Genomic DNA, 26,568 nt, shown 5'->3' with positions numbered 1-26,568 from the left:
TCAGTAACGAATAAGCTGCCGTCAATAATTTCAATCTTTCTAATATAGGGAAACCGGTTTCCCCACTAAAAATTAACATGTCCATGTATGCGCTGTCAAGACATATAATTTATAACTTCCACAAGCCGCATCCTATAGGGGCTGCCGACTCTGCAAAACTTGAAAAAAATATTATTCGGCACAGCCGAATAGCTGCAGGTGCTTTTCAGGAACCGGTTGCCTCCAGAAAATATAGTGTTAGACTGATAAATAAAAATGCTGCAATATAAGGGGAGCGATATTATAATGAGCCCATCTATTCTGCGGGACGGATTAAGAATCATCTCTTCATGTAAAAAAGACACAGGGGATATCTGGCAGGCTCACTTTGGTGCTGCCGCTATTGGCAGTTATTTTTTTATTAAAACGAATAATCCGGCACCAGAGCTTGCCCGACTTGTAGCTTTGCAGACCGAAGCAATGATCCAAAGGATAATTGGGGAGAACGGTATACAACATCGTACCGGCTGTGACGAGCAGCTGGCTGTAACTGCCATACTTGAGGCCCTCGATGCAACGGTTGATGAGTTACACTGGGTCGGTCATAATGTGATTTACAGCGCATCGTGTCTGCTCTCCATCCACGAACTTAAAGGCTGGGGAAGTACGGAGGATCTTGCAGGAATAACCGATCTTATCCGCTCGTTTGAGCGGACAATTCCGGGGCGGTCATGGATTGGCTTCTCTGCTTCCGAGGTGAAGAGGATGGAGGTTACAGACGAGGACGGCTTTCCGGTCATCTCGACGCCCGGCGAGCTTTCTTTGCTTGTGCTGGAAGAATTAGCTCATTTCCCTGTCATTTACCGGGCAGAAGCACATCATGATCTGATCGGTCATATGCTGACTTTCTCCCACGCGTTAAACATCCTGTATGACCTTGGCCATGTCTCCTTTTTCCAAAGAGGGTTACCGCCTTTAATGAAATTGATTACAGTTCTGCGCCACAGCCGTAACCTTGTACCTGGAGAACCCATCAAGCTGGTTTCACCTGTCGATCATTTGCCCCTGAAGCCGGCTGAGCGTGCGGACGTATTGCCGACCGACATTAAGTTTTGGCAAAAGGACTATAGCGGGCAGGATTGGGATTATGGTCACGTGTTTAAATTCACCCATAGCTTCTATGACCATTTGCAGCGTGTAGAGCACAAGAAAGAGTCGTATATTGAAAAATTCCGGTATACGCTAATTCAATAAAACAGCGTCAGTCTATGGACATTACTCTCGTCCATGGCTGACGCTGTTTCTTTGTTTGAGGTCCTGTTACTTAAACACCGGCTCGCGGAACTGGGCCAGCTTGGCGGCGGAATCCTTTTCGACATCGGCATGGAGGCTGTTGCCGTGCGCATCCATGGTCACGATCGCTGCGAAGCCGTCCACCTGCAGATGCCACATCGCCTCAGGAATACCGAATTCCATGAAGTCTACGGCGTTGACCTTCTTGATACATTCTGCGTAATACTGCGCCGCACCGCCGATTGCATTGAGGTAGACGGCGCCGTGCTCCCCTAAGGCTTTGAGGGTCTTGGGTCCCATACCGCCTTTGCCGATTACAGCGCGGATGCCGAACTTCTTAATAATATCGCCCTGATACGGCTCCTCGCGGATACTGGTCGTCGGGCCAGCCGCCTTCACATGCCAGCCTTCATCATCCTTCAGCATGACCGGGCCACAGTGATAGATGACGGCACCGTTCAGATCGACAGGGGTGTCATGATCCATGAGGTATTTGTGCAGGGCATCGCGGCCGGTGTGCATCTCGCCAGAGAGGATCACCACATCGCCGACGCGCAGGCTGCGGATATCCTCCTCGCTGATCGGTGTGCTCAGGCGGATCTCGCGCGAGCCGCCTGAGCCAGCGGAAGCTGCCGCAGCCGGTTCAGATCCTGCCCCATTCCCTGAAACGGCTGCATCCGAAGCTGCTTCACCCGTCCCGGATACAATAGCCGGTGCCGCAGGAATCGTAGCATCCTCTGGCACCACGCCGGAAGCTGTCCGTTCTGCCGCAGCTACACCCACAGGTTCAGCAACCGGCTGCGGTGCAGCTTCCCCCTCAACAGATATCCCGGTGCCGCTCTCATACAGCCAATCCTGAATGTCACCAGTAGCCGGATGAACCAGAATGCCCTGGCGGCGGAAGGCCCAGCAGTTATAGGCTACAGAGACAAAGAAGCTGGCAGGCAGCCGGTTCATTACCCCGATTTTGCAGCCCAGCAGCGTCACTTCACCGCCGAAGCCCATCGTGCCGATTCCGAGCTTATTGGCATTCTCCATAATGTAATTCTCCAGCTTGCCCAAATCTTCATTAGGATTCACATCCTCAACCTTGCGGAACAGCTGCTTCTTCGCCAGCTCATAGCCCGTGGTACGGTCACCGCCGATGCCTACACCAATGAATCCTGCGCTACAGCCCTGGCCCTGCGCCTGATACACGGAATGCAGGATGCACTTGCGGATACCGTCGAGGTCGCGTCCGGCTTTGCCGAGTCCCTCCAGCTCTGCCGGAAGGCTGTACTGGATGTTCTTATTCTCGCAGCCGCCGCCCTTCAGGATCAGCCGGACGTCAATGCTCTCTTCCTCCCACTGCTCGAAGTGAATCACCGGAGTGCCTGCTCCCAGATTATCCCCGCTGTTCTCGCCGGTTAGCGAATCCACGGAATTGGGCCGCAGCTTCCCGTTCTTCGTAGCGCGGATAATTGCGCTGTGAATATCCTTCTTCATCTCTATCTGATTCACGCCCACCGGCGTATGGATTATAAAAGTCGGCATCCCCGTATCCTGGCAGATCGGTGATATTTGCTGCTCCGCCATCCCGATATTCTGCGCTATCGTGGTTAGTGCCAGTCCGGAGCGTGTCGCCCGGTCTTCCAGCGCCCGCCCTCTGGCCACTGCCCGGCGCACATCTCCCGGCAGGTTCGTGGAGGTCTCTACAATCAAATTATAAATGCTCTCTTCAAAATGCTGCATCTTCATTCAGTCTCCTCTCCATCTGGTTCAAGCGGCCCTAACTCTGGTACAATTAGTTACTATAATAGCACATTAAGCTGCTCATGAAAGGGGTTACTTCAAAATTGAACTACCATTTCTCCGCCTATCTCTACCGGCTGCAATATATCCAGCGCTGGAGCCTCATGCGCAGCACCGCCCCGGAGAACGTGGCGCAGCATTCATTCCAGGTCGCCCTGCTGGCGCACATGCTGTGCACCATCGGCAATGCCCATTTCGGCTGCTCGCTGAACGCCGACCGCGCATCCACAATGGCGCTGTTCCACGACGCCACCGAGGTCTTCACCGGCGACATCGCTACGCCGGTGAAGCATGACAACTCGCGTCTGCTGTCCAGCTTCCGCGAGATGGAGCAGGTGGCCGCCGACCGGCTGGCGGCCATGATCCCGCCGGAGCTGAGCGCAGTCTATGCGCCGCTCCTGCAGCCGCACACCAGCCCGCCCGGCTCCGAGGATGCCGGACTGCTCCGCTACGTCAAGGCAGCGGATGTGCTGGACGCTTACCTGAAATGCGTCTGGGAGGTCGCCGCAGGCAACCGCGAATTCGCCGCTGCCAGGGAGCAGACCGCCGCGAAGCTGCATGTGCTGGAGATGCCTGAGATGGAATATTTCCTTAAACACATGGCTCCGGGCTTCGAAATGTCGCTGGACGAGCTGTCTTCCAGTGCGAGTCAGGGACAGTCTGCCGTAGAGCCTGAATCTATAGAGTAAATAGAGTACAGCATTTGTATATGTTGGCTCCTAGCGTTGGCTGATATACTTACGTGTTAACAATGCTATGCGAATGCCTCTCTTAAACGGCCCGCATTTTCTCCTTCCGCACCAATTGTGTTCGGTTTTTCGCACATATTGGGCCCCACCCAGCCTTCTCGTTAGCGATTGTGTTCGGTTTTTCGCCTACATTGGGTCCACCAGCCTTCTCGCTAGGGATTGTGTTCGGTTTTTCGCCTACATTGGGCCCACATGCAACTTATAACCCTTATACAATGCAAATAACCCGCCATGAAGCGGGTTATTTGCATATGGTCAGGTTAAGTTAGACACGGTTAGTCTAGTCAGCTTAAGTTAGACACGGTTAGTCTGGTCAGTTTAAGTTGATTCGCTTAGTCTAGTCAAGTTAAGTTCATTCGTTTTTCCTGATCAGTTTAAATTACATCCGGTTTGGTCACATCAGGCTCAACCAGATTCAGCCTGCCTACCTCAACCCAAGCGGCTCGGACAGGATATCCCAGTCCTTGAATACCGGCTGGAGTCCTTGCGAACGCAGCATCTCGGCCATCTCGTTCACGCTGCGGTTGTCCGAGATTTCAAACTGCGGCGTTCCCCCTTCCAGGGAATGTCCGCCCACTTCGGTGGATACCCCTGCGGACATCTTCGTGATGCCGAGCTGGACCAGATGATCGCGCAGGGCCGCAGGCTCCCGTGTAGACAGCGAGATGCCGGAGCGCGGCAGAAATAGGCGGTAAGCCAGAATAATCTGCACCAGCGCACGGTCGGTTACATCGCTTGCGGGATTGAATTCGCCTAAGTAAGGCCGGAACCGGGGAGTCGACAGCCCGATTTCGCATTCCGGGTACTTGTCCTGCAGATATCTCGCATGCAGCGCAGTGGCCAGCGCCTCCTGGCGCCATTCGTACATGCCAAGCAGGGCTCCGATATTCACCGAACGGAACCCGGCTTGACAGCCCCGTTCGGGAGCGTCCAGACGGTTGCGGTAGACGCGTTTGGGTCCTTTTACATGCAGCGCACGATAAGTTTCCTGATGGTAGACCTCCTGATAGAGCGTCAGACCGTCCACGCCAGCTTCTCTGAGCTCAGCATATTCTGCTGTCGAGAGCGGATTCACTTCAATGCTGACGGAGGCAAAATAGCGGCGCAGCACATTCACGCAGTCCCTCACATAACCGGCCGGACTGTCCCTGCGGGATTCTCCGGTCAGAATCAGAATGTGGCGCAGGCCTGTGGCTGCGATGGTCTCCGCTTCCCGGGCGACCTGCTCCAGCGTCAGTTTTTTGCGCGGAAAATCATAAATAGAACTGAAGCTGCAATACGTGCAGTGATTCACGCAAAAATCAGCCAGGTACATCGGTGTAAACAGCTGCATCACATGGCCGAAATGCGTACGCGTTAAGCGGTGCGCCTTCTGCGCCATCTCCTCCAGATAAGGCTCCGCTGCCGGTGACAGCAGTGCCATCAGCCCCTCTTCATCGACCCGCTCTGCACGAAGCGCGCGCTTCACATCCTCTGCCGTATACCGGCTCCATAACGCTTCGTAAGGCAGCTGCTCCAGCCGGGTCATCGTCTCATAAAAGCTCATAACCGTTCTCTCCTCCCTATTCCATCTGTCAGGCCAAGAACCCGGTCAACGGTGAAGAGGCTGCCGCCGTCTCTTCCACAGGCCCCAGTCCGGCGAGATAAGCCTTGCGCCCTGCGGCTACCGCGTCACGGAAGGCTTCTGCCATCAGCAGCGGATCCGAGGCGGTGGCAATCGCTGTATTAAGCAGCACCGCTGCGGCCCCCATCTCCATCGCCTCAGCCGCCTCGGACGGTCTGCCGATTCCGGCATCCACGATCACCGGCAGATTCGTCTCGGAGATCAGAATCCGGATCAGTTCCTTGGTCTGCAGTCCGCGGTTGGACCCGATCGGCGCTCCCAGCGGCATCACGGCCGCAGCCCCCGCTGCCTTCAACCGCAGGGCGGCGGACAGGTCAGGACTCATATACGGAAGCACCACGAAGCCCTCTGCTGCAAGGATCTCGGTCGCCCGGATGGTCTCGGTATTATCCGGCAGCAGATATTTCTGGTCGTTGATGACCTCAATCTTCACCCAGTTCCCCAGCCCCGCCGATCTCGCCAGCCGGGCAATCCGTACTGCTTCCTCTGCGGTGCGCGCACCGGAGGTATTAGGCAGTAAGGTCATATGGGAAGGAATATGGCTGACAATATTGTCACTGCTCTCCGGGTCCACCCGGCGCAGAGCAACGGTAATGACCTGTGAGCCTGATCGCGTAATCACCTCGGGAATGAGGGTGTTGCGGCTGTATTTTCCGGTACCAATGAACAGTCTGCTGGTTAGAGTCACTCCGCCAATCATCAATGGATCTTGCATGTTAACGCCTCCTGGGATAAGTCTTCGTGTTCAGCCTCCGCCTACAAAATGAACCAGCTCCACCCGGTCCCCCTCACTGAGCAGTGTTTCTCCGTAAACCTCTCTGCCAGCAAGCTCACCATTCAGCTCGACAATCACCAGCTTACCGGCCCACTCGGGCCGGGAGAGCAGATCCTCCAGTGTCCGGCAGCTCTCTTCGATTCTTTGCCTCTTTCCGTTAACGGTCACATTCATGCCTGTTCACCTCCTGCTGTGCCCTGTGTTTGAGCCATATCCAGCGCTTCAGCCAGCTCCGCTGCCCTGTCCCTGTGGACCGCTTCCCTGTACGCCATGGCCGCTGCCACCGGGTCCGGGGCTCCGCAGATCCCCGACATGACAGCAATGCCAGCCGCCCCTTGGGCCAGCACCGCTCCGGCATTACCCGGGGTAATCCCTCCAAGCGCAATCAGCGGGATGCGGCTCCAGCGGACAGCCTCGGCCAGTTGCGCAAGTCCCCGTGCCTGCTGTCCGGGCTTACAGGCCGTCGGGAAAACATGCCCGTAGAGGCAGAAGTCTGCTCCCCGCCTTCCAGCCTCCGCCGCCTCTTCCCGCGAGTGTACCGACCTGCCGATCCGCAGGCCCGGTGCAAGCCCGCGTGCTGCGGCTGGCGGAAGGCTATGCCAGGCCAACTGTACACCGCCTGCCCCAGCGGCCAAGGCAATATCGATCCGGTCATTAATGACCAGCTTCGAAGGCGGAACCCCGGCCTGAAGCATCTGCTGCGCCGCCGCCAGCAGTTCGCGGGCGGACATGGCTTTTTCCCGGAGATGGATATAATCCACCATGGGATGTACCGCCGCAGCCAGCTCCGCAAGCTTCTCAGGGTGGAGCCGACCGTCTGAGATGACATGAATTTCGTGCAACGCCTTTCCCCCTCCCGTCTGTCCCAGCTCACACTACACCTCTCCACAACACAAAAAAGACCGCCCCCGTAAAGGAAGCAGTCTGGAATAGAAACAGGAATACCGGTATTAGCCGTATACCCCCGCTGCAATATTCGTTCTCCACTTCCCTACGCTGGTATAACCCAGATCAGGTTCAAAGGGTCCGAGCAGATACGCCCGTCTCAGCCTTGCGGCTCCCCTAGTGATCGTTCTATGCGGTTGTTTGGCCTTGCTTTTTGTATATTAGCATATAATTCCTGTTAGAGCTATTCTTTCGTAGATTTTACTTCAATTACAAAAGCCACGGATGAACTCCCTTCTGAAAATTTACCATCCTCGGATGTCCAGAATGCTGATATGCCGTAGTAATAAACGCCTTGTTCTTTTGGAGCATTAAAAGAGCCGTTCTTCAATGGAATTTGCACTTCTTTATCATCGACAAATTGCTGAACGGTTAACCCGCCGGGTGCCGGTTTATAAGTAAAAGCAACATCGATCCCCCCCTCAGGGGCTATAACAGTGGGAGTAACCCCCTGTACCAAGGATTGTCCTCCTGTATAATCTGCACATCCTAATTTTCCCCAGCAATAGCTGCCTTGGGTAACCGGAATTTGGGTTTTCCCGGAAGTAACAAGGGGTAGCGGCGGCGATTCCTGTGTAATTCTAATCCCAATGCTTTTTGCATATCCTTCCAATCTTGTGTTTTCCACAACTCTCCCTGCAAAAGGAGTCCAATAAATGAACACTACCAGAAAAATTAAAATCCCCGCTGCAGATAGAATGAATCCTTTTTTTCTAAGCATCCCTATCCCCTTTTCATATCAAATTATCTAAATAGACGGAAATATATTGTAATAGTTACAAGCGCAGAAAAAAAGCCTGCCGGCAAGCGGTTAGGCTTTTTTAAAATAAAATTTATATGTTGCACACAAATCTGCATCCAGATCTTATTCTGCACCCATTATCCGTTGACAACCTCGCCGCCGTTCACATGCATCACCTGTCCGCTCACATAGGAGGAATCGTCCGAGGCCAGGTATACATACGCCGGTGCCAGCTCTTCAGGCTGCCCCGGGCGCTTCATCGGCTGGGTGCCGCCGAACTCACTGACCTTCTTCGCGTCAAAGGTGGACGGAATCAGCGGGGTCCAGATCGGTCCGGGCGCTACCGCGTTCACGCGGATGCCCTTATCGGCCAGATTCATTGACAGCGAACGGGTGAAGCTGAGAATGGCTCCTTTGGTGGACGAATAGTCCAGCAGCTGCGGGCTGCCGCGATACGCCGTGATGGAGGTCGTGTTAATGATCGTAGCGCCTTTTTTAAGATGAGGCATAGCTGCCTTCGTCAGGTAGAACATGGAGAAAATATTCGTCCGGAACGTACGCTCCAGCTGCTCCGCTGTAATGTCCTCAATATGGTCCTGCGGATGCTGCTCCGCCGCATTGTTAATCAGGATGTCAAGCTTGCCGAGTCCTTCAACGGTTTGGCGAATCAAGCTCTGACAGAAGCATTCGTCCCCGATATCCCCGGCGATCAGAATACACGTTCTGCCCTCCTGCTCCACCTGGCGCTTGGTCTCTTCCGCATCCTCATGCTCGTTCAAGTAGGAGATCACCACATCCGCGCCCTCCTTGGCAAAATGCACGGCAACCGCACGCCCGATCCCGCTGTCGCCTCCGGTAATGAGCGCGGCCTTGCCCAGCAGCTTGCCTGCTGCCTTGTACGCAGGTGTCTCAAACTCCGGGAGCGGGTTCATCTCACTCTCAATTCCCGGGCGCTGATCCTGTACCTGCGGGGGCAGAGTTTTGACAGGTTGTTTGTTAGTGTCTGGCATAATCCATTCTCCTTTCGCTGTCCACAGTATTGTTGATTAATCATGTTAGCATGGCTTAAGGTCTGGTGTTTATGCACAGGCAGTGTGCCTGCTTGACTGTACGTTATGTTACTTACCACACTTGGCAGCCGCCCAAACAGCCAATCTTCATTCAACGGTGCCTATATCGGAACGGTAGTACGGTAAGCAACGAACGTTTCCAAAAAGAATATTATCTATATCCGCTAGGGGGAATGTCCTATACTTTGTGGGGAACGACAACTACCTTAACTGAGGGGACGCTTCTATCATGGGAAATGAGCGCATCTTGCTGACGAACGGAACTGTAATCGATGGAACCGGACAGCAGCCGCTGCATCATGCAAGCATTGAGATTGTTAATGGCCGTTTCGGCACCATAACACAGTATAGTGACATTAACGGGAGAATCGGGCATGACTCCGCAACAACAGTGATCGACCTTGAGGGTCTGTTCCTTTTGCCGGGGTTTATTCACACCCATGCCCATACCAGCTTCAAGTACATACAGAATGAGCCGCTGCACGGATATCATACGGAATATTTGGCCGCGTGCCTTGCGGAAGGAATTACTACGATCCGGGATGAGGGGATGACTACGGCAGCATCGATTGATGATGTGGTCACATATACGCAGCAGTTGGAGGACGCTAATTCTCCCAGAATTCTTACATCCGGCAAGGTATTCACCGCTCCAGGCGGGTACGGTGGTCAGGAGCCTATCGGAGTAGGGAGTGCAGAGGAGGCGCGGCTTAAGGTCCTTGAAGTCTTGGGACAAGGAATACATTTCATCAAAACAGCGCTGGAAGACGGCTACGATCCCGCAACCGCCGGACTGCCGCAGCTGAATCAGGAGATTCTCGAAGCGATCTGCCAGGAGGCCAGGAGTATGGGTGCTTGTGTGTCTGCTCATGTTACAAGTGCACGCAATCTTCAGATTCTGGTGGATGCAGGGATCAGCGATGCTGCGCATATGGTCTACGACCGGCTGGACGATCAACTGATCCGGCAAATGGTGAGCGGGAGCATCCGTATCGTCCCCACCCTCACCGTACTCCAGATGTTCCAGGACAAATTCGGTGCGCCGCTGCTGGAGCAAGGGCTGGATAATGTCCGGAGATTTATTCAGGCAGGCGGGGAGATTGGGCTGGGGGATGATTTTATTGAAGAAACTCCTCCGTGGTACAGAGCCGGTATGCCGTGGAGGGAGATCCAGCTGTTAGGCCAGGCCGGCCTCTCCCCGATGCAGATTATTGTGGCTGCCACTTCAACCGGTGCCAAGATCTGTAAGCTGGAACATGAGCTCGGTACCATTGAGACAGGCAAGAGGGCCGATCTGTTGGTCGTCGGGGGAGATCCGCTGGCGGATATTAACAACCTGCGGCAGGTCAGCTGGGTAATGAAAGACGGCAAGATCGTATCGAAATCATACTAACAGGAGGTTTTGCAAAATGAATGCAAGAATCACACTATCTCCGGTCACCCCGGACGATATCGATTTCATCACAGAACTGGAGACCAATACCGCCCTCTGGCCCTTCGAGGATATGATTCCAACTGACAAGGAGGCAGTCCGGAAGACGGTGACGGAACGAATCGCTAGCGACTGGCATAGACAATTCCTGATCCGGCTAGCTACTCCCGAAGCAACCCCTGTAGGGGAACTGAGCATACACTGGTATGTAAAAGAGCGCGAGAGCTGGGAGCTGGGCTACAGCCTTTTCCCTGAATACCGGGGGCAAGGCTACTGCACCGAAGCGGCGCAGCTGGCCTTGAAGCTTGCTTTTGAAGAATGGAAGGCCCACAGAGTCGTGGCTATGTGCAATGAATACAATACCGCATCCATCAAGGTGCTGGATAGGCTAGGCATGGTCCGCGAGGGCGTATTCCGGGAAGAAATACACTGGAACCACCAGTGGGTCAACCAGTACTTTTATGCGATACTGGACCGGGAGTACCGGGCGATTACCGGGATATAGAGGAAGGATGCTGTATTCTGTTTTTAGGCACGTTGTTCATTTTCATGCTGGAGCTGTGCCTTGAAAGACATGTTTGTTTTCGCATACATCGGGTCGATGTCTCTTCATAGCAGTACATCGCCCCTCATGACAAGACCTCACTCCTTGGGATAGCGGCCTTATTTCCAGAACTCTATTCATCTTCCTTCACAATTGCATCCTGAACCTTACCCGCACCCCTAACCTTTGTTGACATATTCAGAATCGCCTGCGTCACTGTTGTCCCTTCATCCAGCTCTATCTTAACCCCTGTTGCAGTGGCAGCGGTCTTAAGCGTGCGTATGGAGCCTTTTTGCAGGTGGAGGACGGGTCCTTTGGCTTCAATATTCACATCTCCGAAATTGCCGTTAAGCGTCACTACGATCCCGGCTGCAAGGCCGGATGGCAGATCAATATCTGTGAACCCGTCTCCGGTACCCTCCCCCTCTTCCAGATTTACACCGGACTGTACCGACAATGCCTTCACCCAGGCTGTACCTTCGGTGACCAGGCGGGCAGTTCCACTATTCTTCTGCACAATCACTTGGTTCATGGTTGTGTTCTTGAGCTGCACTGAGGGATCTCCGCTTCCCTGTATGATGACCTTTCCTAGCACTTCAACACTATCCAAGGTTACCTCTCCGTTGCCAATACCTTCTTCCAGGACCAGGTCTCCAAAAATCTTCAGATTCTGCAGCAGCACATCATGGCCGGATACAGTGACATTGTTATAGTATTTGATGGCTCCCGGTTCAAAACTTCCGAGCCCCTCAGAACGGCCGATAGTTACACTCTGCAAGCCGCCGCTTGTGACATTGTAATAATCCAGCAGTGCAATCGCTTCGGCCCGGGTCATCGCCTGTTCTGGAGCAAACCGCCCGTCCGGGTACCCCTTCATTCCTCCGTCATTGATCAGTGCAGCGACATCGGCTTCACTCCAGCCTGCAATCTGATCCTTATCGCTGAACATGGATAATACCTCCGTGCTTCCCGTCTCAAAATACATCATTCTGCTCACCATAATCGCCGCCTCCTGGCGCATAACGGGATCGCCCGGACGAATCGTGCCTCCGTAACCCTTGATGATGCCCACTTCCAGCGCTTTCGAGATTTCTTCGTATGCCCAGCTCGTCTTAGGCAGATCGCTGAAATCGGCCTTCACCTTGCTCTCAGCCGTCAGCCCGGCCAACTGGTTGATTAACGCGATAAATTCCGCTCTAGTGATCGCCTGATCCGGCCGGACTGACCCGTCCGCGAATCCCTTCAGCCATCCCTTTTCCAGCCAGCGGCTCATCTGCTTCTGCGCCCAGTGTCCTTCATAATCGGCTGCCGCAGACATATGCCCGGCTGAACCCAGCAGCAAGCTCAGACTCAGCCCGACCGTTACTAATTTTCTTCCTATCATTACTGCGCTCACTCCTAAGTATGTGATGCCAAATGAACCAAGCACCTAATCACAGTGTAGCGGAATACACAGCCGTTGGGAACAATATCCAACTATGTGATCCAGACATGCGAAACAGCCCTGGAGGCCGAGACTTCCAGAGCTGTTATCACACTACCCATCCGGCAGCAGGTTATTTAGATAATTGTGTTGTATACCATGAAAAAGATCATGACGACCAGCGAGACCATCAGCAGCAGGCTCATGGTACGGATCTTGGCAGTCTCCGCAGAGACATCGCGGTTCTCTCTCATGCCAGCCGCAGCAAGGCGCAGAGGCTTGGTCATAATCCCGCCGAACGCGAACATAGCCAGCAGAAGCACCGTAACAATGATCATCCAAGGTACAGAATACTCGCCCTTAGTCATCATGTAGCCGCCGGTCAGCAGCTGAATCACCAGCCCGTATTGGGCAAAGCGGTTGAATCCGCCGATTGCACTGAGCGTGCCTTCCTTCGCCGGGGAGGACAGCTTAGCCGTCCCGCTTAAGATAAACGGCAGCACCAGATAGAAACCGAGTGCCAGTGTCCCGATCATATGCAGAAAAAAGAAAATATGACCCATTGTAATCTCCTCCAATTTTGAATGTGAGGCCTTCGGCAGACTGCCGGGGTTACATGGTTACAGAGGAAGTCACCGCGCGGACCGAATCAGCGGACTGGTCGAGTGCCGCCTGTTCCTCCGCCGTAAGCTCCAGTTCAAAAATCCGCTCAATGCCCTCCGCTCCCAAAAGCGCAGGAACTCCCATGAACAGGTTCTCATAGCCGTATTCACCCTCAAGCAGAGCGATTACCGGTATGATCCGTTTCTTGTCCTTGAGAATAGCCTCCGCCATCTGAACCAGGGATGCTGCCGGAGCATAGTACGCGCTGCCGTTCCCAAGCAGGCTGACAATTTCACCGCCGCCCACACGGGTACGCTGCACAATCTCTGCAATGCGATCTGCCGGGATAAGCGTCTCGATGGGAATACCGCCTACGCTGGAATAGCGCACTAACGGCACCATATCGTCGCCATGGCCGCCCAGCACGAAGCCGCGTACATCCTCTACCGATACATTAAGCTCCTGAGCGATGAAGGTGCAGTAGCGGGCCGTATCCAGCACCCCGGATTGCCCGATGACACGGTTCTTGGGGAAGCCGAGCGCATGATAGGCCACGTATGTCATCGCATCCACCGGATTGGTCAGTATGATCACAATGGACTCTGGGGCCACGCGCTTCACATTCCCGCAGACCGATCTGACGATATTAGCATTGGTATTGACCAGATCCTCACGGCTCATGCCGGGCCCCCGGGCAATCCCTGCGGTAATAATAACGATGTCAGAATCCGCTGCGTCCTCATAGCTCGAAGTTCCGGTAATTTGAGCATCGAAGTTCTGCACGGGTCCCGCTTGGAGCATATCCAGCACCTTGCCCTTGGTAGGATTCTCAAGCTGAGGAATGTCAAGCAGCACTACATTGCCAAGCTCCTTCTGGGCAAGCATAAGCGCCGTGGTCGCGCCGGTGAATCCGGCACCTACGACAGTGATTTTTGAACGTTTGATCGCCACGGTAGCCCTCCTAACCTGATGATAGTCTGAAGGCGGCCTACATAGATATAAGCTACACGGATGTGCAGCTTATATCTGTAGTATTTACCGGCCCGGCCTCTTACAGATGGTTGATGATCTCGTCAGCAAAAGCAGAGCATTTCAGCTCAGTCGCGCCTTCCATCTGGCGGGCAAAGTCGTAAGTAACCGTCTTGTTGTTAATCGCCGTACTCATTCCCTGGTAGATCAGGTCAGCCGCTTCCTGCCAGCCCAGATGCTCAAGCAGCATAACGCCGGAGAGAATAACAGAGCCCGGATTCACTACATCCTTGTCAGCATACTTAGGTGCCGTACCATGTGTAGCTTCGAAAATAGCATGTCCCGTAATATAGTTAATATTCGCTCCCGGAGCGATACCGATGCCGCCAATTTGGGCAGCCAGTGCGTCGGAGAGATAGTCACCGTTCAGGTTCAGCGTTGCAATGACATCGAAGTCTGTCGGGCGTGTCAATACCTGCTGAAGCGCAATGTCCGCAATGGCATCCTTCACGATGATCTTGCCTGCTGCTTCGGCTTCCTTCTGGGCAGCATTCGCAGCCGCTTCACCGTCGCGTTCCTTGATGACATCGTACTGGTTCCAGGTGAAGACCTTATCGCCGAACTCTTGTTCAGCCACTTCATAGCCCCAGTTCTTAAAGGCGCCTTCAGTGAACTTCATGATGTTGCCTTTGTGTACCAGGGTTACGCTCTTGCGTCCGTGCTTGATCGCATACTCTACTGCTGAACGAACAAGGCGTTTCGAGCCTTCCTCGGATACAGGCTTGATACCGATACCGGATGTTTCCGGGAAGCGGATTTTGTTCACGCCCATTTCCTTCTGCAGGAATTCGATCACTTTTTTCACTTCGGCAGAGCCTTCCTGATATTCGATACCAGCATAGATATCCTCTGTATTCTCACGGAAAATAACCATATCCACCAGCTCAGGATGCTTCACCGGAGAAGGAACGCCGTCGAAGTAGCGCACCGGGCGCAGACATACGTACAGGTCAAGCTCCTGGCGCAGCGCTACGTTCAGGGAGCGGATACCTCCTCCAATTGGAGTGGTCAGCGGGCCCTTGATGGCCACAATATACTCACGGATCGCTTCCAGCGTGTCGTTCGGCAGCCATTCACCATATGTATTGAAGGCCTTCTCGCCGGCAAACACTTCGTACCACGCAATTTTCTTCTTGCCGCCGTAGGCTTTCTCTACAGCTGCATCCAGCACCCGCTTGGAGGCTTTCCAAATGTCACGGCCTGTCCCGTCACCCTCGATGAATGGAATGATCGGCTGATCCGGAACCAGCAGCTTGCCGTCTTCGATTGTAATTTGTTCGCCTTCTGTGGGCAGATCGTATTGTTCCAGTTTCAACATTGGTAGATATTCCTCCTAAAAGTATGATGTATAAGCATTCATATCATTCATTGTACTAAAGGGGTAGAGCAGCCCGCAAGGGCCGCCCTCCCTGACGGCCTGTTATCGCTCGTCTACAGGGACGTACTTCATGTCGGACATGCCTGTATATTCCGCACGCGGACGGATGATACGGTTGTCTTCGTACTGCTCCAGAATGTGCGCCGTCCAGCCCGAAGTACGGCTGATCGCGAAGATAGGGGTGAACAGCTCCCGTTCAATCCCCAGCTGTGTGTAGACCGATGCCGAATAGAAGTCGACGTTTGGTTTCAGCCCCTTTTGGCTGGTAATCAGCTCTTCCACCTTGACCGACATGTCATAGAGACTGGTGTCATTCTTCATCGTGCCCAGCTCGCTGGACATCTTCATCAGGTGCTTGGCGCGCGGGTCGCCGTTCTTGTAGACACGGTGTCCGAAGCCCATAATCTTCTCGCGGCGCTCCAGCTTGCCCTGGATATACGGCTCTACCGCATCCAGGCTGCCGATCTCCTCAAGCATCTTCATCACAGCTTCATTCGCCCCGCCATGCAGCGGCCCCTTAAGCGCCCCGATTGCTGAGGTCACACCGGAATAGATGTCGGACAAGGTCGCTACCGTTACCCGTCCGGCAAAAGTCGAAGCATTCAGCTCATGGTCGGCATGCAGCACAAGCGCCGTATCCAGCGCCTTGACGGATACCGCATCCGGCTCTTTTCCCCACAGCATGTAGAGGAAGTTCTCGGCGATGGTCAAGCCTTCCTTGGGAGCTACCGGCTCCAGGCCTTTGCGGATGCGTGCCAATGCGGCAACTACGGTCGGAATCTGCGCCTGCAGCTTCAGCGCCTTGGTCTGGTTCGCTTCCTTGCTCATATCATCGGCGGCTTCATCGTACAGCGCCAGACTCGATACGGCAGAGCGCAAAGCGGCCATGGTGTTGGCTTCCTTGGGATACAGCTTCATTTGAGTGAGCACCTGCTCCGGGATCGGAGCGTGAGCGCTGAGGTCGCGCCGCAGAGCTTCAAGCTCCGGCACTGTCGGCAGACTGCCGAACCACAGCAAATAAGCGGTCTCCTCAAATGTGGCATGGTCCGCAAGATCGTCAATATCATAGCCGCGGTAAGTGAGCACTCCATCTACGATAGAGCTGATTGAGGAGGTCGTTGCAACAATGCCTTCAAGTCCTTTAGTAGCTGTCATAGTATCTCTCTCCTTTGCCAACAAGAGTGTATAGTGCCGCTTCAAATCTCATGTAAACATTTACATTTCCAAGTATTTCAACTCTCTCAGAAAAAAAGCTTCAGGACCGGCTCAGAAGATTGCAACTAAATTTCTGCTCTTTAACCTTTAATTATCATACCGGATTTTGACGGTTATGTGAACAACGTGGAAGCTTTACAGGACATCAAATGATTTTATCGGAGGGATAGAAAAAAACGAAGGCAAAACCTGTTTCATGAACGCGCTTCCAGGTTATGGATATGCCCGCTGTCTGACCTTTTCTAGCGTTGCTAGTCTTTTCACACCCCCTATGAATATATATAAGACGAGCCGTTGTTTCTGGAATCCGCCAGAGTAGGAGGGACCTAAGATCGATACACTTGTGCTTAAAAGATTGCTGCGCGGCCTCTGGGTCGTGCTTGCCGCCGCCCTGATTCTGCTGGCTGTATATGTACTGCTGCCTCTCCTGTACCCCTTGCTGATCGCCTGGCTGCTGGCTTATCTAATGCATCCGCTGGTCCTGATCCTGAAGGGGATGAAGCTCCCCAGCTGGCTCGCCGTATCCCTCTCGCTGCTGTTCTACATCGGAGGCATTGCTCTTGTCCTGACCGCACTCATCACAAGGCTGGTCAAAGAGCTGATCGGGCTGCTCCAGACCTTCGATCTTCATACCGATCAGTGGCGGGAACTGCTGCTGTCCCTGAGCCGTAATGCCAGCATTCAGAATATTATTAACCAAATCAACCAGTTTTACCACGACAACCCGGGTTATCATGCCACCATTGACAGCAATATCAACCGGACCACTGAAACGGTCGGCCAAGCCGTGACGCAGATGATCACCGGATTCTTCAATATCATCCTGAAGCTGATCTCCTCGCTGCCGAGCCTTGGCACCATTCTGATTGTCATCGTATTGGCCGCCTTTTTCCTCAGCACCGGCTGGGAACGGCATAATGCCAAGCTGACTGCGTGGCTCCCAGCCCCGCTGCTAAGACCGGTGTCGGAGATCTGGAAGGATCTGCGCAAAGCGCTGTTCGGCTACATCCGCGCCCAGCTGGTGCTGATCTCCGTAACGGCGGTAATTGTGATCATTGGCCTGCTGCTGCTGGGGGTCAAATCAGCCTTCGCCATCGGCCTGACCATCGGCATCGTCGATCTGATTCCTTATCTGGGTGTCGGTATCGTCATTCTGCCCTGGGCCTTGTATTCATACATGACCGGGAACATGGCGCTGGCCATCGGGCTGCTGGTGCTCTACGGCATCATCCTGATCACCCGCCAGGTCCTGGAGCCCAAGGTACTCGCCAGCAGCATCGGCGTCGATCCGCTCGCCATGCTGATCGGCATGTTCGCCGGCCTTCAGCTGATGGGCATGCTCGGCCTGATTCTCGGCCCGGTGCTGCTCGTTATTCTCGACGCATTCGCCCGCGCCGGCGTATTTCGCGCCCTGCGCACTTATATCCTCAGCGGCAGGCTGCATTAGGGGCGTCCGAAACAACTTTGCTCCACACCACTCCCTGACACCAAAAAGGCATCCAGCCGCAGCACCTGCAACTGAACACCTTTTGGCAAGCCTGATTACTTCCTTATTACCCGCTTACCTGCGGTAGAAGGTGAACGTGCCGTTCTTCATCTTCTTCTCGATCCATTTCAGCAGAAAAACCCGGTAAAGCGGCCGGGTCAGCGGAAATACCAGAGTAAAGCCGATCAGATCCGTGACAAACCCCGGCAGAATCAGCAGCAGACCGCCGAAGAAAATACATAAGCCGTCCAGCATGGTCCGTCCGGGCACCCGGCCCTCCTGCATATGTGTTCTGCTGTCCTGCAGCACTTTCTTGCCCTCGAACCGCATCATTAGCAATCCGATGACTGAAGTAGCCAGCATGATCAGCAGCGTCTTGGGCGCTCCAAGAAAGCTTGAGACATAGATGAAACCGAATAATTCCACGGCAGGGACTGCAAATAGGGCGGCCCACAGCCATTTGTTCCTGATCATACTGCTCCTCCTTCTTCTTTACGTTAACGCTATTCTTCTTCCTTCAGCGCAGCCAGGATGGCATGGAACAGCTCGGGCTGTGCCCTGTCGATCCGCACCGGCCTCCATTCCCCGTTCAGCCAGACATGGCTCGTCGAGCCGCTGACCAGAAGCTCGCCTGCGGTCCGCTCCTGCCCTTCCTGACCCGCCGCCATCCGGCGGATTTCATATTCATACACAACCCTCAGAGCCGAGAAGGTCGTTAACCGCGCATACACGGTAATAAGATCATCATATCGCGCGGGGCTTTTAAATTGCAAATCTGCAGAGGTTACCGGCAGCAGCAGACCGAGTCCCTCCAGCCTCTTGTAGTCGAAGCCCAGCTCACGGAACATCTCCGTCCGGCCGCACTCAAACCAGATCAAATAGTTGGCATGATAGACGACGCCCATCTGGTCGGTCTCCTGATAACGTACACGGATGGAGGTACTATGCCAGCGGCTGGCCCATCCCGGTTGATGAGGATTCATATTCATGCTCCTTTCTAAAATACAATCTACCCGGCAGCCAGCAGTCCGCTACGCGCCGACACCGCCGGATGCAGACTTCAGCGGCAGCTTGCGGCGAGAGCTTCGGGCGACATAGAACAGAAGGGCCGCGCCCGCAGCCGCACTAAGCATACAGGAGAGATTCATCAGCCCGACCCCGCCCTGATTCAGCAGCATCCCGTTCAGCAAATTGCCCAGAATGCCGGCTAACCCGGAGAATACGATGTTAAACACACTTTGACCAGTCGCCTGCATCTCCGCCGAGGTAATCTTCGATACATATTCAACCGCCGCGATATAAAAGAACCCGAAGGAGAGGCCGTGGAGCACCTGTACGCCGATCATGACGGAAGGGTACGGGAAGGCCACCTGGATGCCCCAGCGCAGCACATAGATCGTTGCGCCGAGCAGCAGCGTCCGCTCCATCCCCAGTCTGCGGATCACTTTGGAGGCGAAGAACATTGAAGGCACATTGGTAATCGATGCCAGGAACAGGGCGATTCCGGCAGTGCCGGTCGAACCGCCGACCGACTGGAAGGCAATCACGAAATAGGTCCCGAAGGCCGTCATGGTCTGGTTGACCAGAAAGCTCCCGCCCAGGAAGGCCAGGAATATGCGGTTGCCGAGCAGCTTTTTGATCCCCTGGGAGAAGGACTGGCTCATCATATGATTCTCCTCCGCCTGCTTGGGAAGAGTGAAGGCAATCACTACAGCGACGCTATTCAGCAGCAGAAACGGCAGCCAGATGGTCGATACAGAGAACTTGGATACATACTGCCCCCCCGCAATGGCCCCTACGGCGGCGCCTATGCTCATCATCATGCGGATGCTGCCGTAAGTGGCCCCAGCCTTGTTCGCTGCCGCTATGGCGTATGAGTCGGCTATAGGCGCCTGTGTAGAGGAGAAGATCGTGGACACGGTATACACCAGCATCAGCACGATAAAATATTCCGAACGGTACAGGACCGCAAGCACCGCCGGAACCGCCACGCTCAGAATCAGCACCAGCCGTGCCTGGTTATACCGGTCGGAGACCATTCCCCATAAGGGCTGGACACAGATGGCGATCAGCGTACCTATAGCCATCAGCACGCCGATCTGGCTGACTTCAAGTCCGTTCGATTTCAGCAGCAGCGAGAGGTAGGAGCCGAAGGAGCCTCCGGCCAGTCCCAAAAATAGATAGAACCCGCGCAGCTTTGTTATTTTTTCCATGGGGATTACAAGTCCTCTCTCATTCTTTTTAACAGAATACCCAACCTTCATAGCCGCCTGCTGCATTAAATAGAGCACAACCTATTATGAGGCGGTGGACAAGTGGGCCAAGTCAATAGATTAACACGAAGCAAACCCTGTCTGAAGGATAAACTTAATACGGGCAGAGCCGCCAGTTCAGGCTTCGGCTGGACATCAAGCAACTGGAGCGGTTATGCCATTTCCGGCAAAAAAGGCAGCTACCGGCAGATATCCGCCGACTGGATCGTCCCTTATGTAAAGCCTACGGTAAAACCTACGTTCTCCTCGGCCTGGATCGGCATCGACGGCTTCAAGAACAGCAGCTTGATTCAGACGGGCACCGGCCATGAGTCGGTGAACGGAAAAGTCCGGTATTATGCCTGGTGGGAGATTCTCCCCGCCTCCGAAACCGTCATTCCTCTTCCCGTCTCTCCCGGCAACCATATGCGTGCTTCCATCGTCAAGCTGAGTCCCGGCAAATGGTGCATCACCCTGCGCAATCTCAGCAAATGCTGGGTCTTCCGTACCGTACAGCGCTACAACGGACCGCAAAGCTCGGCCGAATGGATTGTCGAAGCGCCGCAGGTGGGGTTCGATATCGCTCCGCTGTCCAAGTTATCCACAGTCTGCTTCACCTGTTGCCAAGTCAATGGCCGCAGCCCCAGACTAAAGGTCTCAGACGGCGGCATTATGATCCAGAATAAGAAGCTGCTGGCCGTGCCTACTCCTCCGCGCTCTTGCGGAAGCGCCTTTTCGGTCAGACGAATCTATCATAAAAGTCCTCCTGCTGTGTATTCCAGGAACCCTATTTATACGACTCCCTAACAGGCTGACATGCCGTCTGCTCCAGACACTCAGGTCCAATATATCCATTTGCATGATCGATATCAAAAAAGAGCAGCGGCAATCAAGCGCCACTGCTCTTATCATTATATCTTATTCGTGCTGCAGAAGCTCTTCCAAATCCTAGTCGGCTGGAATCGTATCTACCTTCACCAGGTTAGTGGAACCGGAACGTCCAAGCGGGATACCTGCAGTGATGACTACAAGATCGCCAGCTTTAACCAGACCGGAAGCTTTACCGCCGTTAAGAGCTGTTTCCAGCAATTCGTCAGTAGAATGAGCTTCAGGACCGAATACAGGAGTTACGCCCCATACCAGCGCCAGCTGACGCATGGTTCTTTCCTGGGTGGTAACAGCAATGATCTGTGATTTAGGACGATATTTGGAAACCACGCGTGCAGTGTGGCCAGTTACCGTTGAAGAAATGATCGCTTTAGCATTCAGATCCAGAGCGGAGATCGCTACGGATTGGCTGATCGCTTCAGTTACAGTAGTTTCTTGAGCAATCTGCTGCTTCATGAAGATCTCACGGTGGTTCAGAGCAGACTCTGCTTTCTCAGCAATACGGGACATAGTCAGTACGGATTCAACCGGATATTTCCCGGCAGCAGTCTCACCGGACAGCATGATTGCATCAGTTCCGTCGAAAATTGCGTTCGCTACGTCACTTGCTTCAGCGCGGGTTGGGCGCGGGTTGCGCTGCATGGAATCCAGCATTTGGGTAGCTGTGATTACCGGTTTGCCGGCGATATTACATTTTTGAATCATCAGCTTCTGTGCCAAAGGTACATCTTCAGCAGGGATTTCTACACCAAGGTCGCCACGGGCAACCATCAGGCCGTCGGATACTGCCAGGATTTCATCCAGGTTATCGACACCTTCCTGGTTCTCGATCTTGGAGATGATCTGGATGTGGGAAGCATCATGCTTCGCAAGCAGTTCACGGATTTCCAGAACGTCGCTGGCTTTGCGTACGAAAGAAGCGGCAATAAAATCAATGTCCTGTCCGATCCCAAAAATGATATCATTGGTATCTTTTTCCGTAATACCCGGCAGGGAGATGGATACTCCTGGTACGTTAACACCCTTCTTGCTCTTGATCGTACCGCCGTTAACAATACGGGTCTTGATTTCGGTGCCTTGAATGTCGACAACTGTAAGGCCGATCAGGCCGTCGTCGATCAGGATCGTCGATCCTACTTGAACATCGTTAGGCAGGTTGTTGTAAGTGATGGAGATACGGTTGTGGTCGCCAAGGATCTCTTCCGTAGTCAATGTCAGATACTCATCCTGAACCAGTTCAATCGGTTCTACTTCCAGCTTGCCTGTACGAATCTCCGGTCCTTTGGTGTCGAGCAGGATGGCAACAGTCTTGCCAAGTTCCTTGGATGCTTGACGGATCGTGTTGATCCGGGCTCCGTGCTCATCAAAATCGCCGTGGGAGAAGTTCAGACGGGCCACATTCATACCAGCCAAAATCAATTTTTTGATATTCTCCAACGATTCACTTGCAGGTCCGATCGTACATACAATTTTACTTTTCCGCATTAGGTTTTCCTCCGTTTTTTCGTTCTCTCTGTCTCATCTTTTCCAACTACAAAATCTACTATAAGGCTTGCTCTTTGTATAGGAACTTTATCACATGTAAAGACATGCACGTTTTATTGCGCCCTTATGAATATTACTGCATGTTGAACACAAAATCAATGTTAGTGCCTGTTTTTGCTGTAAATTAAAGTCGAATAATATAGGATGGCCGATAAAAGAAAAACCATCCCGCAAGAAGCGCAGGATGATTAGAATGGGAATAAATGTATAACTGGTCTTGTCCCGTCCGCGGCCTGGAATAAGCTGGAATGTGTTAAAAAGTGCAAACCGGCGGTACCGGCATTGCCGCTAATTCCCCGGAGAGAAGCTCCTGCTTACTCTACAATTTGCGCTTCATCCTGATCGGCATCCTGCTCCAGCACCGCCTCGGAAAACTCGCCGATTTTGCGGAATTTCAGGTAACGGTCTTCCTTCAGCGCCGCCGCATCCATACCGGACAGCTCCTGCAGGTGACGCCAGACTGTGTCCTTAACCGCCTCCGCCGCAGCTTCGTAATCCCTGTGTGCACCGCCTCTGGGCTCCGGAATAATCTCCTCGATCACTTCCATCTCCAGCAGATCGGTGGCCGTAATCTTCATGGCCTCTGCGGCCTGCTCCGCCTTGGTGGCATCCTTCCACAGAATCGACGCTGCACCGTTAGGGGAGATCGCCGAATAGATCGCATTCTCCAGCATCAGCACACGGTTGCCGACAGCCATCGCTAAGGCTCCGCCGCTGCCGCCCTCGCCGATAATCACGCAGATGACCGGCACGGCCAGCTGGGACATCTCGAACAAATTGCGGGCAATCGCTTCCGATTGTCCGCGTTCCTCTGCGGTATTGCCCGGGTAAGCCCCCTTGGTGTCCACAAAGGTGATGATCGGACGGCCGAACTTCTCCGCCTGCTTCATCAGTCGCAGTGACTTGCGGAAGCCTTCCGGATGGGCGCTGCCGAAGAAGCGCAGAATATTCTCCTTCGTATCCTTGCCGCGCTGTTGACCGATGACAGTTACAGGCCGGCCGTTCAGCTTGGCGATTCCGCCGACTACAGCAAGATCGTCACCGTACAGGCGGTCACCATGCAGCTCGATAAAGTCCGTGAAGATAAGCCCGATCAGATCCAGCGAGGTCGGGCGTACGTGATGCCGGGCCAGATGCATCTTCTGGGCCGGGGATATATTGGAATAGATCTCATTCTCCAGCTCGCTGTAGCGCTCCTCAAGCCGGGCTACCTCATCGCTGAAATCAATGCCCTTCTCTTCGCCGAACTGCTTGAGCTCGGCGATTTTTTTGCGCATTTCTACCAGAGGCATTTCAAAAGGCATCTCTCCTGCCAACCTAAAATCCCCCTTTCACATCATGCAGCTCCAGCAGCTTCGTGAGTGTGGAGCGCATTTCCTTACGGTGCACGACCAGATCCAGCTGTCCGTGCTGCAGATTGAATTCGGCCGTCTGGAAATCCTCCGGCAGCTTCTGGCGGATCGTCTGCTCGATGACAATCCGTCCGGCAAAGCCGAAGACCGCTCCGGGCTCGGCAATAATAATATCGCCCAGGCTGGCAAAGCTCGCCGATACCCCGCCGGTGGTCGGATCAGTAATGACGGAGATATACAGGCCGCCCGCTTCACTGAACCGGGCCAGCGCGGCACTTGTCTTCGCCATCTGCATAAGACTGAGAATGCTCTCCTGCATCCTGGCTCCGCCGGAGGTGGAGAAGATCAGCATCGGCAGTCCCCGCTCTGTCGCTTCTTCCACCGCTCTTGTAATTTTCTCGCCAACCACGGACCCCATGCTGCCGGTGAAGAACTCAAAGTTCATCACGGCTACAATAACCGGATGTCCGCCGATGCTGCCCTGGCCGGTGATTACAGCTTCAACTTGTCCGGTTTTGGACTGTTGCTGCTCCAGCTTCGAGGCATAGCCGGGAAACTTCAGCGGATCGATGGACGCCATCTCGCTGTCGAACTCAATGAACCCTTCCGGATCAAGTATCATCGCAATCCGTTCGGTCGCATTCAGGCGCATATGATAGCCGCAGGACGGGCATACTTTCAAATTCTTCTCCAGTTCCTTGCTGTACTGGATTGTTCCGCATTTGGCACACTTGCTCATTAGACCTTCGGGAATCTCCCGCTTAGGGCGCTCGCCTTCTGCCGGTCCGCCGCTTCGCTCCAGACGCTCTGAAGGAATAGTCGCGTACTTCCGTTTTTTCTGAAATAAATCTTTGAACAAGGGTCGCACCTCTTCAGCCGTTTATTTGCGTAAATAGCAGCTTGCCGCTGTCATGAATGTTCTTGAATCTCTACGCCATACTCTTCAGGGATGCAGGATCAGATTGAGGACCTCCTGCACTTCTTCAAGCTCTCCCGAAGGAACCAGAATCTCAAACTGCTGCTTGGACATATTGATGGGACGGCATTTAATCAGAAATCCTTCTTCCGTAAGCTTCCTCTCAATCATCTCCGCCACTTTGGCGGTCGGCGCTATATAGATTACCGTCCACATGCCCTGCAAGGCCTCCCTAATCTCGAATCCAGCCGTATCCTGAATATAATGAAATTATGATAACACAGTTTTCTTTTTTCCCGCAAGCAAGCCCGGCAGGAAGGACTTAGGCCCGGGAGGCCGGTCGCAGCGCATCAGGAGCAGCCGTTATTCGGTCCCGGTCACATGGGGATAGACCTTCGCACCCTCATGCCCGTGGGCGATCCGGGCTGAAGCTGCAGCCGCAATTCCGGCCACAAGATCATCCAGAAATACATGAATGCTCCCCTTATCATCATTCAATTTGCCGATAATTCCAAGCTTTATTTTATCGAGGTAGCCGAAGCTGGTCAGACCGATCATTCCATACACGCTCGTGATGCCCAGCGCCAGAGTCTCGTCCGCCCCATAGAGCGACTCATCCGCTTCCATTACCGCCTGAAACGGCTGGGGCAGCAGCTTCTTCTCGGCCAGCTCATCCAGCGCAATCCCCGTCATGAGCGTATACTGGACCTCTCTTTTGTTCAAGACCGACTTGACGCTGCTCAGGCACTCCTCCTGCGTTAAGCTGGGATAATAGACTGATTGCAGGATATAGACGATCTCTGCGATCGAATCCAGTGATACTCCCCGGCGCCCCAGCAGATCCTCCGCCATTTGATAGGACATGATGTCATTCCCCTTCCGCACGGGACAATGCCCCGCTATGATTTAGCTGAACTTGAGAGTGAAGCCTGACAGATTCATAAGTTCACTCTATTGGTTCCCTAATGTATGCGGAAGAGGGGACAAATGTGCTAAAAAGATCAGTGTATCTATGGCCGGGTTATGGTGCAGCGCGTATGCTCAAGTGCATTCTGTACAACTAAATCGTCTGATTTACTGCCGGCTATCCATTTAGCTGTAATCGATACAACAAAACTGCCTCTATATGCGGGTTCTCACCTATTCGGGCAGATTTAGTTGTACAGACTACAGTTAGGAGAGGAAAGCCGTCCTTTTTACGGTTTTTAATTGCACATAATACACCTATGTGAATGTTCGCTTTGAACATGCTCCTAGTAGCGCATCAGATTAAAAAAGCGGGTCTGCATGATGAGGCCTGAACCACTAAAAAAGTAAAGTGTTTGGGACAAATGTATGCGAAAACAATCATGTCTTTCAAGGCACAACTCCAGCATGAAAATGAGCAGCGTGGCTAAAAACCAGAACATCGTCTGTTTGTATATAATTAACAAATTTCAACATAAAACCGAACACAATTGGACCGGGTGACTAGCGTAGGCCAAATGTAACCGAAAAACCAAATACAATTGGACTGGGAGCGCTACGTAAGCCAAAT

Annotated in this window: 26 protein-coding genes and 1 riboswitch; of the genes, 6 read left to right on the top strand and 20 right to left on the bottom strand. The window is 53.6% G+C overall.

Translation table 11 applies throughout. The annotated features are described in order from the left end of the window. Window positions 1–282 precede the first annotated feature (282 nt). Window positions 283–1,233 carry a hypothetical protein gene (locus NST26_RS09780; RefSeq protein ID WP_340958105.1) on the top strand — a complete coding sequence of 317 codons (951 nt, stop codon included), beginning with the start codon at window positions 283–285 and terminating at the stop codon, window positions 1,231–1,233. 66 nt (window positions 1,234–1,299) lie between these two features. On the opposite strand, the gene NST26_RS09775 is transcribed toward NST26_RS09780, so the two are convergent. Next, entirely contained in the window at window positions 1,300–3,003 is a 1,704-nt protein-coding gene (locus NST26_RS09775) for a fumarate hydratase (protein WP_340958106.1), read from the bottom strand. A 104-nt stretch (window positions 3,004–3,107) separates the two neighbouring features. Here NST26_RS09775 and yfbR point away from each other — a divergent pair, with 104 nt between their 5' ends. Continuing rightward, window positions 3,108–3,752 carry a 5'-deoxynucleotidase gene (gene yfbR / locus NST26_RS09770; RefSeq protein ID WP_340954511.1) on the top strand — a complete coding sequence of 215 codons (645 nt, stop codon included), beginning with the start codon at window positions 3,108–3,110 and terminating at the stop codon, window positions 3,750–3,752. A gap of 484 nt (window positions 3,753–4,236) precedes the next feature. Here the strand turns inward: yfbR and thiH are convergent, their stop codons facing one another. The 6 genes from thiH to NST26_RS09740 form a co-directional block, all read right to left on the bottom strand. Further along, window positions 4,237–5,358 carry a 2-iminoacetate synthase ThiH gene (thiH, locus tag NST26_RS09765; RefSeq protein ID WP_340954513.1) on the bottom strand — a complete coding sequence of 374 codons (1,122 nt, stop codon included), beginning with the start codon at window positions 5,356–5,358 and terminating at the stop codon, window positions 4,237–4,239. A gap of 28 nt (window positions 5,359–5,386) precedes the next feature. Beyond that, on the bottom strand, window positions 5,387–6,151 hold the full coding sequence (locus tag NST26_RS09760) for a thiazole synthase (RefSeq protein WP_209872516.1): 765 nt from the start codon (window positions 6,149–6,151) through the stop codon (window positions 5,387–5,389). A 30-nt stretch (window positions 6,152–6,181) separates the two neighbouring features. Then, a complete protein-coding gene (gene thiS, locus NST26_RS09755; RefSeq protein ID WP_036725578.1) occupies window positions 6,182–6,385 on the bottom strand; it encodes a sulfur carrier protein ThiS in 204 nt (67 codons plus the stop codon). Then, window positions 6,382–7,053 (bottom strand): thiamine phosphate synthase, encoded by a 672-nt coding sequence (locus tag NST26_RS09750; protein WP_340954515.1) that lies wholly within the window; start codon window positions 7,051–7,053, stop codon window positions 6,382–6,384. The genes thiS and NST26_RS09750 overlap by 4 nt, the downstream gene beginning before the upstream one ends. Before the next feature lie 129 nt (window positions 7,054–7,182). Further along, window positions 7,183–7,285: riboswitch (TPP riboswitch) on the bottom strand. A gap of 55 nt (window positions 7,286–7,340) precedes the next feature. Then, window positions 7,341–7,877, bottom strand: a complete 537-nt coding sequence (locus NST26_RS09745) for a hypothetical protein (RefSeq protein WP_340954518.1) — start codon at window positions 7,875–7,877, stop codon at window positions 7,341–7,343. 158 nt (window positions 7,878–8,035) lie between these two features. Continuing rightward, a complete protein-coding gene (locus NST26_RS09740; protein ID WP_209872520.1) occupies window positions 8,036–8,908 on the bottom strand; it encodes an SDR family oxidoreductase in 873 nt (290 codons plus the stop codon). 289 nt (window positions 8,909–9,197) lie between these two features. Here NST26_RS09740 and NST26_RS09735 point away from each other — a divergent pair, with 289 nt between their 5' ends. Both NST26_RS09735 and NST26_RS09730 read left to right on the top strand, forming a co-directional pair. After that, window positions 9,198–10,361 (top strand): amidohydrolase family protein, encoded by a 1,164-nt coding sequence (locus tag NST26_RS09735; protein ID WP_340954520.1) that lies wholly within the window; start codon window positions 9,198–9,200, stop codon window positions 10,359–10,361. A 16-nt stretch (window positions 10,362–10,377) separates the two neighbouring features. Beyond that, complete coding sequence (locus tag NST26_RS09730; protein WP_340954522.1) at window positions 10,378–10,905, top strand: GNAT family N-acetyltransferase; 528 nt, start codon at window positions 10,378–10,380, stop codon at window positions 10,903–10,905. A 172-nt stretch (window positions 10,906–11,077) separates the two neighbouring features. Here the strand turns inward: NST26_RS09730 and NST26_RS09725 are convergent, their stop codons facing one another. From NST26_RS09725 to citZ, 5 genes are all read right to left on the bottom strand, one after another. Continuing rightward, window positions 11,078–12,328, bottom strand: coding sequence for an S-layer homology domain-containing protein (locus tag NST26_RS09725; protein ID WP_340979072.1), 1,251 nt, complete (start codon window positions 12,326–12,328; stop codon window positions 11,078–11,080). A gap of 176 nt (window positions 12,329–12,504) precedes the next feature. Further along, window positions 12,505–12,930 carry a hypothetical protein gene (locus tag NST26_RS09720; protein ID WP_076082918.1) on the bottom strand — a complete coding sequence of 142 codons (426 nt, stop codon included), beginning with the start codon at window positions 12,928–12,930 and terminating at the stop codon, window positions 12,505–12,507. A gap of 49 nt (window positions 12,931–12,979) precedes the next feature. Next, window positions 12,980–13,921, bottom strand: coding sequence for a malate dehydrogenase (mdh, locus tag NST26_RS09715; protein ID WP_036725589.1), 942 nt, complete (start codon window positions 13,919–13,921; stop codon window positions 12,980–12,982). A gap of 100 nt (window positions 13,922–14,021) precedes the next feature. Then, a complete protein-coding gene (icd, locus tag NST26_RS09710) occupies window positions 14,022–15,317 on the bottom strand; it encodes an NADP-dependent isocitrate dehydrogenase (RefSeq protein WP_036725590.1) in 1,296 nt (431 codons plus the stop codon). 102 nt (window positions 15,318–15,419) lie between these two features. Then, the gene (citZ, locus tag NST26_RS09705) at window positions 15,420–16,532 is read right to left on the bottom strand and encodes a citrate synthase (protein ID WP_036725592.1); all 1,113 of its coding nucleotides are present in this window, start codon (window positions 16,530–16,532) and stop codon (window positions 15,420–15,422) included. Window positions 16,533–16,923: 391 nt separating this feature from the next. Between citZ and ytvI the strand changes: the two genes are divergently transcribed. Next, window positions 16,924–18,039: a sporulation integral membrane protein YtvI gene (gene ytvI, locus NST26_RS09700; RefSeq protein ID WP_340980829.1), complete on the top strand. Its 1,116-nt coding sequence runs from the start codon at window positions 16,924–16,926 to the stop codon at window positions 18,037–18,039. A gap of 114 nt (window positions 18,040–18,153) precedes the next feature. On the opposite strand, the gene NST26_RS09695 is transcribed toward ytvI, so the two are convergent. The 3 genes from NST26_RS09695 to NST26_RS09685 are packed head-to-tail and all read right to left on the bottom strand — an operon-like array spanning window position 18,154 to window position 20,291. Next, window positions 18,154–18,552: an FxsA family protein gene (locus NST26_RS09695; protein WP_036695825.1), complete on the bottom strand. Its 399-nt coding sequence runs from the start codon at window positions 18,550–18,552 to the stop codon at window positions 18,154–18,156. A 29-nt stretch (window positions 18,553–18,581) separates the two neighbouring features. Next, entirely contained in the window at window positions 18,582–19,061 is a 480-nt protein-coding gene (locus NST26_RS09690; RefSeq protein WP_339255124.1) for an acyl-CoA thioesterase, read from the bottom strand. 48 nt (window positions 19,062–19,109) lie between these two features. Further along, window positions 19,110–20,291: an MFS transporter gene (locus NST26_RS09685; protein ID WP_340979071.1), complete on the bottom strand. Its 1,182-nt coding sequence runs from the start codon at window positions 20,289–20,291 to the stop codon at window positions 19,110–19,112. Between the two features lie 102 nt (window positions 20,292–20,393). Between NST26_RS09685 and NST26_RS09680 the strand changes: the two genes are divergently transcribed. Further along, window positions 20,394–21,137 carry a G1 family glutamic endopeptidase gene (locus NST26_RS09680; protein WP_340979070.1) on the top strand — a complete coding sequence of 248 codons (744 nt, stop codon included), beginning with the start codon at window positions 20,394–20,396 and terminating at the stop codon, window positions 21,135–21,137. Window positions 21,138–21,278: 141 nt separating this feature from the next. On the opposite strand, the gene pyk is transcribed toward NST26_RS09680, so the two are convergent. The 5 genes from pyk to NST26_RS09655 form a co-directional block, all read right to left on the bottom strand. Beyond that, entirely contained in the window at window positions 21,279–22,703 is a 1,425-nt protein-coding gene (gene pyk, locus NST26_RS09675) for a pyruvate kinase (protein WP_036725599.1), read from the bottom strand. Between the two features lie 374 nt (window positions 22,704–23,077). After that, a complete protein-coding gene (locus NST26_RS09670; RefSeq protein WP_076082927.1) occupies window positions 23,078–24,079 on the bottom strand; it encodes an acetyl-CoA carboxylase carboxyltransferase subunit alpha in 1,002 nt (333 codons plus the stop codon). 1 nt (window position 24,080) lies between these two features. After that, a complete protein-coding gene (accD, locus tag NST26_RS09665) occupies window positions 24,081–24,974 on the bottom strand; it encodes an acetyl-CoA carboxylase, carboxyltransferase subunit beta (RefSeq protein WP_076082930.1) in 894 nt (297 codons plus the stop codon). Between the two features lie 84 nt (window positions 24,975–25,058). Further along, window positions 25,059–25,247, bottom strand: a complete 189-nt coding sequence (locus NST26_RS09660; protein WP_036725605.1) for a hypothetical protein — start codon at window positions 25,245–25,247, stop codon at window positions 25,059–25,061. A gap of 147 nt (window positions 25,248–25,394) precedes the next feature. Continuing rightward, on the bottom strand, window positions 25,395–25,895 hold the full coding sequence (locus tag NST26_RS09655) for a phosphatidylglycerophosphatase A family protein (RefSeq protein ID WP_209872538.1): 501 nt from the start codon (window positions 25,893–25,895) through the stop codon (window positions 25,395–25,397). Window positions 25,896–26,568 lie beyond the last annotated feature (673 nt).

The organism is Paenibacillus sp. FSL R7-0128 (assembly GCF_038002245.1).
Lineage (GTDB): Bacteria > Bacillota > Bacilli > Paenibacillales > Paenibacillaceae > Paenibacillus_AQ > Paenibacillus_AQ silagei.
This window is presented reverse-complemented; position numbering and strand designations above follow the sequence as displayed.

Bases quoted from the DNA above. Each gene is read 5' to 3' on its own strand.
- NST26_RS09775 (WP_340958106.1), bottom strand. From the start codon at position 3,003: ATGCAGCATTTTGAAGAGAGCATTTATAATTTGATTGTAGAGACCTCC.
- thiH (WP_340954513.1), bottom strand. From the start codon at position 5,358: ATGAGCTTTTATGAGACGATGACCCGGCTGGAGCAGCTGCCTTACGAA.
- NST26_RS09760 (WP_209872516.1), bottom strand. From the start codon at position 6,151: ATGCAAGATCCATTGATGATTGGCGGAGTGACTCTAACCAGCAGACTG.
- thiS (WP_036725578.1), bottom strand. From the start codon at position 6,385: ATGAATGTGACCGTTAACGGAAAGAGGCAAAGAATCGAAGAGAGCTGC.
- NST26_RS09745 (WP_340954518.1), bottom strand. From the start codon at position 7,877: ATGCTTAGAAAAAAAGGATTCATTCTATCTGCAGCGGGGATTTTAATT.
- NST26_RS09740 (WP_209872520.1), bottom strand. From the start codon at position 8,908: ATGCCAGACACTAACAAACAACCTGTCAAAACTCTGCCCCCGCAGGTA.
- NST26_RS09735 (WP_340954520.1), top strand. From the start codon at position 9,198: ATGGGAAATGAGCGCATCTTGCTGACGAACGGAACTGTAATCGATGGA.
- NST26_RS09730 (WP_340954522.1), top strand. From the start codon at position 10,378: ATGAATGCAAGAATCACACTATCTCCGGTCACCCCGGACGATATCGAT.
- NST26_RS09725 (WP_340979072.1), bottom strand. From the start codon at position 12,328: ATGATAGGAAGAAAATTAGTAACGGTCGGGCTGAGTCTGAGCTTGCTG.
- NST26_RS09720 (WP_076082918.1), bottom strand. From the start codon at position 12,930: ATGGGTCATATTTTCTTTTTTCTGCATATGATCGGGACACTGGCACTC.
- icd (WP_036725590.1), bottom strand. From the start codon at position 15,317: ATGTTGAAACTGGAACAATACGATCTGCCCACAGAAGGCGAACAAATT.
- citZ (WP_036725592.1), bottom strand. From the start codon at position 16,532: ATGACAGCTACTAAAGGACTTGAAGGCATTGTTGCAACGACCTCCTCA.
- NST26_RS09695 (WP_036695825.1), bottom strand. From the start codon at position 18,552: ATGATCAGGAACAAATGGCTGTGGGCCGCCCTATTTGCAGTCCCTGCC.
- NST26_RS09690 (WP_339255124.1), bottom strand. From the start codon at position 19,061: ATGAATCCTCATCAACCGGGATGGGCCAGCCGCTGGCATAGTACCTCC.
- NST26_RS09685 (WP_340979071.1), bottom strand. From the start codon at position 20,291: ATGGAAAAAATAACAAAGCTGCGCGGGTTCTATCTATTTTTGGGACTG.
- pyk (WP_036725599.1), bottom strand. From the start codon at position 22,703: ATGCGGAAAAGTAAAATTGTATGTACGATCGGACCTGCAAGTGAATCG.
- NST26_RS09660 (WP_036725605.1), bottom strand. From the start codon at position 25,247: ATGTGGACGGTAATCTATATAGCGCCGACCGCCAAAGTGGCGGAGATG.
- NST26_RS09655 (WP_209872538.1), bottom strand. From the start codon at position 25,895: ATGTCCTATCAAATGGCGGAGGATCTGCTGGGGCGCCGGGGAGTATCA.